General features: G+C 70.5%; 9 protein-coding genes and 3 pseudogenes. 5 read left to right on the top strand and 7 right to left on the bottom strand.

Annotated elements, in window-relative coordinates; translation table 11 throughout:
* Positions 1–106: 106 nt before the first annotated feature.
* Positions 107–1,264 carry a PP2C family protein-serine/threonine phosphatase gene (locus tag H300_RS0122280; protein ID WP_028429148.1) on the top strand — a complete coding sequence of 386 codons (1,158 nt, stop codon included), beginning with the start codon at positions 107–109 and terminating at the stop codon, positions 1,262–1,264.
* Here the strand turns inward: H300_RS0122280 and H300_RS30745 are convergent.
* The 5 genes and pseudogenes from H300_RS30745 to H300_RS0122310 all read right to left on the bottom strand — a co-directional run.
* Positions 1,255–1,392: pseudogene (locus H300_RS30745) on the bottom strand (3-hydroxyacyl-CoA dehydrogenase family protein); the annotation flags it as partial. The gene H300_RS0122280 and the pseudogene H300_RS30745 overlap by 10 nt on opposite strands.
* A gap of 290 nt (positions 1,393–1,682) precedes the next feature.
* A complete protein-coding gene (locus tag H300_RS0122295) occupies positions 1,683–2,156 on the bottom strand; it encodes a hemerythrin domain-containing protein (RefSeq protein WP_028429149.1) in 474 nt (157 codons plus the stop codon).
* Between the two features lie 13 nt (positions 2,157–2,169).
* On the bottom strand, positions 2,170–3,363 hold the full coding sequence (locus H300_RS0122300; protein ID WP_199779248.1) for a nitrate/nitrite transporter: 1,194 nt from the start codon (positions 3,361–3,363) through the stop codon (positions 2,170–2,172).
* Positions 3,364–3,836: 473 nt separating this feature from the next.
* On the bottom strand, positions 3,837–4,109 hold the full coding sequence (locus H300_RS29590; protein WP_028429151.1) for a molybdopterin-binding protein: 273 nt from the start codon (positions 4,107–4,109) through the stop codon (positions 3,837–3,839).
* A gap of 681 nt (positions 4,110–4,790) precedes the next feature.
* Positions 4,791–5,993, bottom strand: coding sequence for a globin domain-containing protein (locus tag H300_RS0122310; RefSeq protein ID WP_028429152.1), 1,203 nt, complete (start codon positions 5,991–5,993; stop codon positions 4,791–4,793).
* A gap of 358 nt (positions 5,994–6,351) precedes the next feature.
* On the opposite strand from H300_RS0122310, the gene H300_RS28705 reads away from it, so the two are divergent.
* From H300_RS28705 to H300_RS30755, 3 genes and pseudogenes are all read left to right on the top strand, one after another.
* Positions 6,352–6,759, top strand: coding sequence for a pyridoxamine 5'-phosphate oxidase family protein (locus tag H300_RS28705; RefSeq protein WP_037981560.1), 408 nt, complete (start codon positions 6,352–6,354; stop codon positions 6,757–6,759).
* Positions 6,760–6,964: 205 nt separating this feature from the next.
* Entirely contained in the window at positions 6,965–7,690 is a 726-nt protein-coding gene (locus tag H300_RS28710; protein ID WP_037981563.1) for a response regulator transcription factor, read from the top strand.
* Positions 7,687–8,043, top strand: a pseudogene (locus H300_RS30755) (pyridoxamine 5'-phosphate oxidase family protein); the annotation flags it as partial. The gene H300_RS28710 and the pseudogene H300_RS30755, both read left to right, overlap by 4 nt.
* An 88-nt stretch (positions 8,044–8,131) precedes the next feature.
* On the opposite strand, the gene H300_RS28715 reads toward H300_RS30755, so the two are convergent.
* A complete protein-coding gene (locus H300_RS28715) occupies positions 8,132–9,919 on the bottom strand; it encodes a sensor histidine kinase (protein ID WP_078516233.1) in 1,788 nt (595 codons plus the stop codon).
* A gap of 698 nt (positions 9,920–10,617) precedes the next feature.
* Here H300_RS28715 and H300_RS28720 point away from each other — a divergent pair.
* Positions 10,618–11,157 (top strand): annotated as a pseudogene (locus H300_RS28720) (ATP-binding protein); the annotation flags it as partial.
* A 204-nt stretch (positions 11,158–11,361) separates the two neighbouring features.
* Here the strand turns inward: H300_RS28720 and H300_RS28725 are convergent.
* Positions 11,362–11,787 carry a GNAT family N-acetyltransferase gene (locus H300_RS28725; RefSeq protein ID WP_486584009.1) on the bottom strand — a complete coding sequence of 142 codons (426 nt, stop codon included), beginning with the start codon at positions 11,785–11,787 and terminating at the stop codon, positions 11,362–11,364.
* Between the last annotated feature and the right edge of the window lie 14 nt (positions 11,788–11,801).

Raw genomic sequence — 11,801 nt, forward strand, 5'->3', positions numbered from 1 at the left:
GTGCGCCGGAGCGCCGCTCTCGCTCGCCAGAATGCAGCCACCCCGGGGCCGACCCCTGTCTGACACCGACGGCCCCCACCGGAGCCTGCGCGAGGGAGCTGACGGCATGGTCGTGACCGGAGCGCGGCGCGTACTGCCCTTCGCCCTTCCCGGTGGCTGGATACTCGGTGTGCTCCTGTGGGACGCCCGCGACCCGGGCGGGACCCCGCTCCTGCCGCTGCTGGCGGCGGCACCGGCCCTGGCCTGCGCGGCCACCGGCCGCCGGCTCTGCGTCGTGCTCGGGGGCGCCGTGTGCACCCTGCTGCTCCTGCTGCCCGCGGGGGCCGGCGGGCAGGGGAAGCCGGCCGACCGGCTCGTCGCCTGCGCCACACTCCTGGCGGTGGCCGCCGCCGGATACGTGACAGCCGGCCGTCGCCGGCTGCTGCTGCGGGAACTGGAGCGCAGCCGCACGATCGCCACGGCGGTGCAGGACGCCCTGCTGGGTCCGCTGCCCGCCCGGGTCGGGCCCCTCGCGGTGGAGGCCGCGCACGTCTCCGCGACCCGCGGTGCCGTGATCGGTGGCGACCTCTACGACGCGGTCGAGACGGAGCACGGAGTGCGCGTCGTCATGGGGGACGTCCGCGGGCACGGTCTGGCCGCGGTCGGCACCGTCTCCGCCCTTCTGGGCTGCTTCCGGGAGGCGGCGCACGAGGCGGAGACGCTCGAAGCGCTGCTGCGCCGGATGGAGCGCGCCCTCGTCCGGGCCGGCCCGCGGACGTCCTCGCCCCACCGCGAGCCGGGCACCGAGGAGTGCGAGCATTTCGCCACCCTGCTGCTCGCCGAGATCCGGTCGGACGGGGTGGTCGAGCTGCGCAACTGCGGACACCCGTGGCCCTGGCTGCTGCCGGGCCGGGCAGGAGAGGCGGAGCCCGTCAGCGGTTCCGTGCCGCTGCCGCCGCTCGGTTCCTTCCCGCTCCCGGGGCTACTGCCGTCGCCCGTCCGTCTGCGCCTGGGCCCCGGCGACACGCTGTTCCTGCACACCGACGGCGCCCAGGACGTGCGCGGCAGGCGTGGGCGGGCCTTCCCGCTGCATGAGGAGCTGCTGCGCAGCAGTTCGGGGCCGGGCACCGTTCCGTCGGTGCGGGCGGCGCTCGAAGCCCACACCGGGGGCCGGTTCAGCGACGATGTGGCGCTGCTCGGCCTCGCCTGGCCGTCCGCTGCCGCCCCCGCGCGCGGTGGCCGCGCGGGACCGCTGCCCGCCGCGGCGGGCGGACGTCAGCCGTAGGGGTAGAAGCCGGCTCCGGACTTCCGGCCGAGCCGACCCGCGTCCACCATGCGCAGCGGCAGCGGGGGAGCGGCGTACAGCGGCTCCTTGAACTCCCCGTACATCGAGAAGGCGCGGGCTTGAACTGTGGTGCGATCTTCTTATGGGGCTGTGACCAGGACCAGAGCGTGTTTCTTGGTGTTTCCCGATGTTCCAGTGTCTTTCGCTCGGGACCTCACGTGTTCGGACAGGTCGCAGAAGATGACGCCCTCGGCCAGGCGCCAGGTCTGCTCCACTTCCTCCTCGTCTCCGGTGGTGTCGCAGGCCATGGCGGGTCTCTTCGTGGCGTCCCGGGGCCCATGATGGGGCGCGGCGGCCCACGCCGGGGCGGCCAGCGTCTCGCTGCTGGTTGGCCAGTGCGTGCTGCAGACAATGCGTCCTACTGGGTTGGAGTGGAGGCCGCCTCGGTGACGCGGGCGCGTACCGCGTCCACCCTGTCCCACTGCTCGGGGCCGAGGTTCGCCAGTGCCGCGGGGAACACGCCGTCCTGTTCCTTGAGTATGTGCTCGCGCAGCAGGGCCAGTGCGTCCATCAGCCGACCGGGCCAGCCGGGGTCGGTCGGGATTCCTTCGGTGGCCTCGCTCAGTACTGTCTCGATTCGGCGGTGTTCGTCCTCCAGCGCGGCGGTCTGCTCGGGGAACTCGTCCGCCATGGGAGGGAAGAGGCCGTGCTCTTCCACTTGGGTGTGCGGGAGGAGGAGCGCCGTGATCAGGCGTGCCATCCGGGCCATCTCCGCGGTGTCGCCGCTGCGGTGGGCGGCCCGCACGTTGCTGATCAGGTTGACCACGCTGTCGTGCTCGGCGGTCAGTTCGGCGATGGCCTTGATCGACTGGCACCCGCAGTACTCACACATGAGGCTTCCTCCTTCACCGCACGGGTGCGGGTGCGGGTGCGGTGTCGGGCGTTGCGGCACGGGCTGTTGCCCGGCGTACGCCGGTGACGGTGTAGGCCAGTGCGGCTGCCGCCACGACAGCCAGCAGGGCCAGTCCCAGGGCGTAGGAGGCGGTGGCGCCGTAGATGGTGCCCATGACCAGGGGTGGGATGAATCCGCCCAGCCCGCCGGCCGCGCCGACCATCCCGGTGACCGATCCGACCTTGTTCGCCGGGGAAAGCAGGGCGACCAGGGCGAATGTGGCACCGCTGCCGGCGCCCAGGGTGGCGGCCATGGCCAGGAACGCGATGGTGCCCGCCGGGGCCAGCGACGGGGTGGTGGCCTGCACGGCCGCGCCGATGACCACGACCACCATGGACGCGGTGAGCACGCGTGTCGGTCCCACACGGTCCGACAGCCAGCCGCCCACCGGCCGCATCGCGACCGCCAGCAGCACGAATCCCGCCATACGGTTCGCCGCGTCCGCCTGACCGAGTCCGTAGCCGGTCTTCAGGTAGGTCGGCAGGTACACCGAGAACGCCACATAGCCACCGAACGCGACCGCATACAGGGCGGATGCCTGCCAGGTGATGGCCAGGCGGGCGGCGGTGGCCAGCCGGTGGCCGAGCGGCTCGGTCGGCGCGGTGCGTCCCGGGGCGTCCCGCAGCATGACGGCGGCCAGCACCGCGTAAGCGGCCAGCGCGGCGGCGGTGATCAGGAAGGGGTTGGCTGTGCCGTGGGCGTCGACTAGCTTCACCGTGGTGAGCGCGCTGATCGCGGTGCCGCCCATTCCCGCTCCGAAGATCCCGATGGCCAGGCCGCGCCGCTCGGGCGGGAACCAGGCGCTCACGAAGGGCACGCCGACGGCGAACGCCGTGCCGCCGATACCGAGGAAGAATCCGCCTACCAGCAGCGCGGCGAAGGAAGAGTGGCCGGCCAGGCCCAGGAACAGCACCGGAATCACCGTCGCGGCCGACACCAGCGGGAACATCACCCGCCCGCCGAACCGGTCGGTCAGGGCGCCCACGGGAATCCGGCCGAGAGATCCCACCACGACCGGCACGGCGACCAGCAGCGACTGCTCGAAGGAGCTGAGCAGCAGCGTGTCCTTGAACTGCGGCCCCAGCGGACTGAGCAGGGCCCATGCCCAGAAGTTGATCGCGAATCCCAGTGTGGCCAGCGCCAGCATCACCACCGGCCGGGCACCGGGCGGGATCGGCCCACCCGCATCCGGCCGCTCCTCGGTCGCCGCTTCTTTCGTCTGGCGCATGGCCTCCCTCTCCGTCTCACTCACGGCCGCACGGTCCGGCACGGGCATCCCCCGGCCTCCATCAGCGGCTCGATCCTCAGATTCGGCTACTGGCCGAGCGGGCAGCAGGGCCATTCGGCCTTCTCCGTCCGGCCGACCGGGACCAGGAGGGCAGGCGCTGGTGCCGTCGCGAGGGTGCCTCCACGCATTCCAGTGGCGGTAGGGAAGGAGCCGGTGCTCGCCGGGTGGTGCAGACACACCGGCGGCCATGCGGGCCCGCCCGGTGCGGGGCGGCGGTGAGTCCCGCAGGGCCGCCAGGAGAGGCCGGAGAAGGGTTGTGAGGGTGGCGCACGCGGCCAGGGGGTTGCCCGGAAGTGCCACCCACCAGCGCTTGTCCGGCAGTTCGGCCAGGATCATCGGATGCCCGGGTGTACGGCGACACCATCGATGAGGACGTGCCCGCCGAGCCCTTCGATGCAGGCCCTCACCTGGTCCACGGGACCACGCGCACTACCGCCGGTACTGACGATCACGTCGCAGGCGGCCAGTTCGCGGGCGGCCGCAGCCTGCGAACTGCTGAGGCTGCCGGGGAGATGCTGCAAGCACAGGCCGCCGGCGCCCAGAGCGGTGAGCCAGGCCGGCAGTTGCGGCCCGAACGCGTCGTGGACTCCGCCTGGAACGGGCACTCCTTCGGTGGCAGTTCGTCACCCGGTACCGGTACTGGTACCGGTACCAGTACGCTCCCCGCTGGGAGCCGGTGGATTCGGACGTAGTCGTTGCCGCCGGCAGCGGCCGGTCCTACGGCCGGTGGGAGAGTGCCTGCCCCGCTGCAAGGAGAATCTCGCCTTCGGCGGCCTCCTCTCCGCTGTACCTGATGTCGGTGCCGGGCCGGGGAGAGTTGCTGCCGGGGTGTGGCCGCGGCATTCCCGGTGGGCCGACTGTTCCGTGTGCGCTGCGAACAACTGCTTCGGTCCCGTGGGCAGTGCGGCCCCGGTGGCGATGGCCACGGCAGTGCCCGAAGAAATGGGCCCGATGGGCGGATCGCCGGCCAGCACGGTTCCGGTGAGCCGCAAGGGCGGGCTGCCGTGCACGGCCCAGCCGTCCATCGCGGAGCAGTCGGCGGGGGCATGGGGGCGCGGGCGGCAACCGGCTCGGCCAGCACACCGCCCACGGCCCCGACCAGGGGCCTCGGGACACCGGGCAGCGGTGCGGCGGCCGCGTGTGCGGTAGATCGTGCGGACGGCCAGTCCAGGTGGCGGTGCCGTGCGGCGCCGGCCCGTGCCGCGGGCGGGTACTGGTCATGTTGTGCTCCTTCGCGCCGACGGCCGCCGCATCGGCAACGCGGGCCGCCCCGGTCACCGTACGAGTCAGGCCGAGGTGTCGGCGAGCCACAGATCGGGGCCGAAGACCTCGTACTGGATGTTCCGCGCGGGCACTCCTGCGTGGAGCAACTGGCCGCGTATCGCCCGCATGAACGGAAGCGGTCCGCACAGGTACACGCTGGCATCGGCCGGCACGCTGAGGCCGTCGAGGTTCATGAGCCCGCTGCGGGCTTCCGGCTCCGGGGCGCCGGGTTGTTCGTACCAGAACATGGCCTGTGCGCTGGGCAGTTGGTGGACGAGGCGGTGGGTGTCGGCGCGCAGTGCGTGGTCGGCGGGCGAGAGGTCGGCGTGCAGTACGTGCACGGGGCGGGTAGATCCGGTGGCCGCCAGGTGTTCGAGGATGCCGATCATGGGAGTGCAGCCGATGCCCGCGGATGCGAGGATCACCGGGCGGTCCGTGTCGTCGAGGACGACATCACCGAAGGGCACGGAAAGGGTGAGTTCGTCGCCGGCCTGGACGGTGGAGTGCAGGAGGCTGGACACCTCGCCGTCGGGTGTGTTGTCGCCGTGGACTCGCTTGACGGTGATGCGCCGCGTCTGGCTTTCGGGGGCGGAGGAATGGCTGTACTGGCGCAGCTGGTGGACGCCGTCCGGCATCTTCACCCGCACGCTCACGTACTGGCCCGCGCGGGCCGGTGGTGCGGTGCCGCCGTCCGCCGGGCGCAGCAGGAAGGACACCGTGTCCGGGGTCTCTTCACGGCGTTCGGCAACGGTCCACTGCTGCCAGGGATGCCCGGGCCGGACCTGGGCCTCGAGGTAGAGGCGGGCTTCCTGAGCGATGAGCGCCCCTGCCATCAGCCAGTACACCTCGTCCCAGGCGGCCGCCACTTCGGGGGTGAACGCCTCTCCCAGGACGTCGACGATGGCGGCGAAGAGGTACTTGTGGACGATGGTGTACTGGTCGTCGGTGACGCCGACTGCGACATGCTTGTGGGCGATACGGGCCAGCAGAGCATCCGGGCGGGTGTCGGGGTCGGCGAGCAGAGCCCCGGCGAAGGCGGCGATGGAGCCCGCCAGGGCTCTGCGCTGGGCGCCGCTGGCCTGGTTTCCGCGGTTGAACATCCCGTCCAGGAGTTCGGGATGGTCGGCGAACATGGAGTTGTAGAAGCGGGTGGTGATCTCGTCCAGTGCCCCGCCGACGGCGGGCAGGGTGGCGCGGATCATCGCAGCCGATTCGGCGGACAGCATGGGACTCCTCAGGAAGACCGTGGCGGGGGAGCGGGGGCGGCTGTGTTGCCGCCACCACCTGTGTAGCAGGCGGCTGCCGCCGCCTCGGTGCCGGAAGGCGGACAGGGGCCCACCGGCCCCGGAGGAGGGGCCGGTCGGCCGAGAAGTCGCTACTGATAGGGGTCGAACGGCCCATGGACTCGGGTGAGGTGTGCGGGCATGAGAATTGCCCGGTGGATGAGGGGACCTTCAGCCCTGGCGGACAGAGGGGGTGCCATGTCTGACTGAGACCCATGCCACGCATCCGTACAGAACTCTCGCGGCGCACTGGGATTCCGGCCGCTGCGCTGCCTCTCGGCCCGGGAAAGGGGCCGGCCTGATGGCGCTGCGTCATGATGACCGTGCCAGGTCGATGACCCGCTTCGAGGCGCTCGCGCTGCTGAAGAGCGTGCCGATCGGCCGGGTGGTGTTCAGCCACCAGGCGCTGCCGGCGATCCGGCCGGTCAACCACGTCCTGGTGAACGATGTGATCGCTGTGCGTACCCACAGCGGTGCAGCGCTCCTCGGTCCCGCTCAAGACGGTGCGGTGGTGGCCTACGAGGCCGACACGTTCGATCCCGTCGGACGCACCGGGTGGAGCGTGGTGGTCACCGGGGTGGCTCACCTCGTACAGGACGCGGAACAGCGGGATCATCTGGCGGCACAACTCTCACCGTGGATCGGGAACCACCTGGACCAGTTGGTCACCATCAGCCTCGACATCGTCACCGGATACCACATCCGTTGAGATCACACGGTGTGAACAGGCCCGTGCGTCGGAGTCCTGCCCGGGTGAATGCGTGTCTGCTGCGCCGGCCTACCGTGGTGCCCGTCATCCGGTCTCTGGACGTCGGGAGCAGACCTCCCGGTCGTACGGACGATGAACCGGTGCCACCCGGGGGTGGGGAGACGGCCATCGGCGGCATGGCGCCGCCAGAGCGAGGGAGCAGGGCATGACGGACGGCAGTACGGACCCGGCGGGGAAAGGCCCTGTCACGATCTTCCTCCTGGACGACCACGAGGTCGTGCGCCGGGGTGTTCGTGACCTGCTGGAGGCGGAAGAGGGGTTGCGCGTGGTCGGGGAGGCGGGCACCGTCGAGCAGGCGCTGGCGCGGGTACCCGCCCTGCAGCCCCAGGTCGCGGTGCTGGACGTGAGGCTGCCGGACGGGGACGGCGTGAGCGTGTGCCGCGAGCTGCGCTCACGCATGCCGGAACTCGCGTGCCTGATGCTCACCTCGTTCGACGACGAGGAGGCGCTTCTGGACGCCGTCATGGCGGGAGCCTCGGGCTACGTTCTCAAGCAGATCAGCGGCACCGACCTGGTCACCGCGGTACGCACTGTCGCCGGCGGCGCCTCGATGCTCGACCCGGGTGCCACCACCCGCCTCATGGCACGTCTTCGCGTGCAGACGAGCGATACGCAGGAACCGGAGCCCCTGGCGGGGCTGACGGACCGGGAACGCGACATCCTCGCCCTGATCGGTGAGGGCCTGACCAACCGCGAGATCGGGATGCGGCTCTATCTAGCGGAGAAGACCGTGAAGAACCACATTTCACGCCTGCTGGCCAAGCTCGGAGTGGAACGCCGTGTGCAGGCGGCGGTCATCGCCTCCCAGGCCAATGCCCATGCCATGGAGAGCGCGCCGGTACCACCAGATGGCCGGCGTCGCCGCGCATGACAAGGTGCGGGTGCCTGCCGGCGAGCCGGGTTGGGCCGTCTGGCCCTCCTCGCGGACTCCCGTGCGCGAGGAACACCGTTCTCGTGACATACGAGGGCGAACACCTTCATGAGCAGCATTGGCTCCGTCTGCTGGCGGGAGTCCCGGTGGGGCGGCTGGTGTACACGGTCGATGCCCCGCCCGCCGTCCTGCCCGTCCGCTGCAGTCCGAAGGCCGACGGCGTGATGCTTCGCACCGTCGGCCAGCCGCACTTGACCCGCGCGGTGGACAACGCGCTGGTCGCTTTCGAAGCAAGCGAGATCGATGACAGCGACGGCAGCGGCTGGACCGTGACGCTGCCCGGGCACGCCAGTGCCCGGACCAGTGGTGCCGTGTCGCACCCCGCCGGCGACGCCGGGCAGGGTCTTGGCGAAACGGTCATCCTCATCCGACCGGAAATGATCACGGGGCGGCAGCTCCCGGCCGCCCCGCCGCTGCAATTCCCCGACCAGCCTTGGACGCCTGCTGTCCTTTCACGCACGCAGAGTCCAGGGGAACCGCCCACACCAGGTGGGCGCCGCCGCCCTCCGCCCGCTGCAGTTTCAACGTGCCGCCGAGTTCCTCGGCCCGCTGGGCCAGGTTGCGCAGGCCGCTGCGCCGCCCGCCGGCCGGAACACCCACACCGTTGTCGATCACCTCCACGACGACCTGTCCGTTCGCGGCTTTCAGGTGCACCTGTACCCTGCTCGCGGCAGCGTGCCGAGCAGCGTTGCTCAGGGCTTCGCTGAGCACCGCGATGACCTGGTCGGCCACAGGCGGGGGCACGTCGGTGTCCAGCAGCCCCTCCATACTCAGGTGGGGTGCGAACCCGAGAACCGGCTGGACTTCCTCGACCGTGCGCGCCGCGCGGGTCCGTAGAATCCACCCGCTCTCCTCCTCACGGGCCCGCAGCCCGAAGATCGTGGTCCGGATGATCTTGATCGTTTCGTCAAGGTCGTTCACCGCGCGGGTGACCCGCTCCTCGGCCCCTGTGTGTTCGATGAACCGCGCCGCGCTCTGCAAGGTCATGCCCGTGGCGAACAAGCGCTGAATGGCCAGATCGTGCAGGTCACGGGCGATCCGGTCCCGTTCCTCCAGCAGAGCGAGCTGCTCGGCGCCGCGCCTGACCTCCGCCAGCTCCAGCGCCAGGGCTGCCTGATCGGCGAAGCCGAGGAGCGGGCCGATCCCGTCCGTACGGAACGCCGCCCCACCCGCCCCGCGCGCCAGTAGCAGTACGCCCTGCACCACATCGTCGGCGGAGGACAGAGGTACCGCGACCGCCGGGCCGAGGCCCTGGAAACGCCGCGGACCGGCGGTGAAACGCGGATCATCGTCAATCCCGCTGCTGCTGACCGGGGCACCCGCCGTACAGGCGGCCCCGGACAGCGTCCCCTCCCTCGGCACCGTAAGCCCCAAACGTGCGGGCGCGTCGCCCCCGAGGGCAAGTTCCACCGTCATCTGCCCGGAGTTGGCCAACGGCACGGACACATCCGCCAGCTCCGCACCGGTGATCTCCCTGGCTCGCTGGGCGATCAGCTCCAGCACCTGGCCGCGGGGACTGCCGGAAAGCAGGCTGCGGGTGATCTCCGCGCTGGCCCGCAACCACGCCTGCTGCTCCCGGGATTCCTCGTACAGGCGGGCATTGTCGATAGCCACGCCGGCCGCCACCGCGAGAGTGGCAAGCATCGCTTCGTCCTCGGCGTCGAAGTCCAGGCCGCAGCGCTTGTCCGTGAGGTAGAGGTTGCCGAACACGGTCTCCCGCACGCGCACCGGAACACCCAGGAACGTGCGCATCGGCGGATGATGGGCGGGAAAGCCGTACGACGCTTCGTGGGACGAGAGATCGGTGAGCCGCAGTGACTCGGGGCGGCGGATCAGCTCCCCCAGGATGCCCTTGCCCGTGGGATAGGGGCCGATCGCCTTGATCTCCTCCGGCGAGAGCCCCACAGTCAGCAACTGCGTCAGGGACCGGCCGTCCGGGCCGATCACACCCAGGGCCGCGTAGCGGGCATCGACCAGGGTGGCGGCGGTCTCCACGATGCGCTGCAGCACACTGGTGAGGTCCAGTTCGCGGCCTACGGCCAGGACCGCCTCCAGCAGGCTGTGCACCCGGTCACGGGTACCGCGAACGTCGTTGATGCGTGTTTGGAGTTCGTCGAGCAGTTCGTCCAGGTGCAGCCGCGGCATCCGAGCCTTCTCGGCCCCGTCCATGCGTTGCCTCCTCGTCGATCAGGTCTCCCGCCTGTCGCGGTGCCCCGGGGATCACGGTAGCCGTTGCCCAAAGCAGGTCCGGGCTCGGGGCAGGAACGGGAGGCGCCCGCACTTGCCTGATCTCCTGCCGCGCGCGATGGCCGAGCCGACACGGCGGGCTTCTGGACAGTGCGCGCGGTCAGAAGCCGGCCGGACCGCGGACGGTGCTACTGAACCGGGGCTCGGAGGCTGGGTGGATTCCCACGTCGGCATGGTTCACGCCGGTGCAGGAATCGACCGCGACGGCCGTCTCGCCGACCGCGATGGCCACCGGAATCTTGTCCGTGCCAGCGAGCCGGGGCTGCCGGGGCACCACGTCGCCCCGATCGACCGGAGCACCGCGGACAGCGTCAAGGGGACAGGCCCGTGGCCGTGGCATTGTGAGGCGGTCGGCGGGCGGTGGGGCGTGCGCCGGCGAAGCGAGTGATCACAGGTCCGGCGACGGCAAGCAGGAGGACAGAGGCGGCTACCAGGGCACCGAGCCGGTCGTGCCGGACACCGGCCTGGCTTTATCGAGCAGTAGTGACGTCACTTGTCGACGAGTCTGGGAGGCGTTGGAATTCTTGCCAGGGCAGCATCGGGATGCTCCTGGTGAAAGGTCCTGGTCATGCCGCAGCTGTCGAAGGTCGAGCTGTACGCGGCGATCCGGCGTGACGTCCGACTTCGACGCGAACCCCAACATCGACGCGGCCACCGTCCACACTCTGGCCAGCTGTGAGTGGATCAAGAAGAGTCAGCCGCTCTGCCTGATCGGGGACTCCGGCACCGGCAAGTCCCACATGCTCATCGCCCTGGGCACCGAAGCCGCCGTGAAGGGCTGCCGCGTCCGCTACACGCTCGCCACGAAACCGGTGAACGAACCGGTCGAAGCGGCCGACGAGAAGCAGCTGAACAAGACCATCGCCCGCTACGGCCGGGTCGACCTCCTCTGCATCGACGAGCTCGGCTACATGGAACTGGACCGCCGCGGCGCCGAACTCCCCTTCCAGGTCCTGACCGAACGCGAGGAGGAGAACAGCGTTGCCATCGCTTCCAACGAGTCGTTCGGTGGCTGGACGGAGACGTTCACGGATCCGCGGCTCTGCGTGGCCATCGTCGGTCGGCAGACGTTCAACGGCACCATCATCGAGACCGGCACCGACTCCTACCGCCTGGCCAGTACGCGGGCACGAGCCGAGGAGCCCACGAAGGCTGGCTGACTGCCGCTGCCTGCCTCGATGGTCAGTCGGCCCTAGTCAGCCGGCCCTGACGGGCTGCTGACCGTCCCGTATCGGCACGCCGAGTCAACGTCCACGCCCAAGTACAGCTTCCGTAGGCAGAGTCGTGCGGATCGACGATGAGACGAGCGGAGGCAGACGCGACGCCTTGTCTGACCCCGACCCGTTCACCGGGCTTCGGGTACGTCAGAGGCGACTCGTGGTGAACAGGGTGGTCCCGTGCACCGCGTCCACTTCCTTCCGATCGGTCCCGGTGAATCCGACCTTGGCCAGCACTCGGCGCGAAGCGGTGTTCCAGTCCCAGACCGTGGCCCGCAGACGTTCACACCCGGGTGTTCTCGCCCATGCCAGGACCGCCAACGATGCCTCGGTCGCGTATCCCTGACGCCGCACCCGGCGTAGCAGCTCGAATGCGAGTTCAGGTTCCCCTACGGATTCTCGCCCGCTGTCGACGAGGCCGCAGTAGCCGATGACGTCACCAGATGCCTTCCGTTCGACCGCCAGCAACCCGGTCGACCCAACCTTGTTGGTGCGGATCGAATCCCCAAGCTCACGCGACCGTGGGGTGTCCGTCCGTGTCGATCCGGCGGTGCGGCGGCACTCGTGGATCACGTTCGGTCCACCGT

This window comes from Streptomyces sp. TAA040, assembly GCF_000424845.1.

What these genes read in the sequence shown, in the direction of transcription:
- H300_RS28710 (WP_037981563.1), top strand. Translation starts at nt 6,965, where the DNA reads ATGACGGACGGCAGTACGGACCCGGCGGGGAAAGGCCCTGTCACGATC.
- H300_RS0122280 (WP_028429148.1), top strand. Translation starts at nt 107, where the DNA reads ATGGTCGTGACCGGAGCGCGGCGCGTACTGCCCTTCGCCCTTCCCGGT.
- H300_RS28705 (WP_037981560.1), top strand. Translation starts at nt 6,352, where the DNA reads ATGGCGCTGCGTCATGATGACCGTGCCAGGTCGATGACCCGCTTCGAG.
- H300_RS0122310 (WP_028429152.1), bottom strand. Translation starts at nt 5,993, where the DNA reads ATGCTGTCCGCCGAATCGGCTGCGATGATCCGCGCCACCCTGCCCGCC.
- H300_RS0122300 (WP_199779248.1), bottom strand. Translation starts at nt 3,363, where the DNA reads ATGCTGGCGCTGGCCACACTGGGATTCGCGATCAACTTCTGGGCATGG.
- H300_RS28715 (WP_078516233.1), bottom strand. Translation starts at nt 9,919, where the DNA reads ATGGACGGGGCCGAGAAGGCTCGGATGCCGCGGCTGCACCTGGACGAA.
- H300_RS0122295 (WP_028429149.1), bottom strand. Translation starts at nt 2,156, where the DNA reads ATGTGTGAGTACTGCGGGTGCCAGTCGATCAAGGCCATCGCCGAACTG.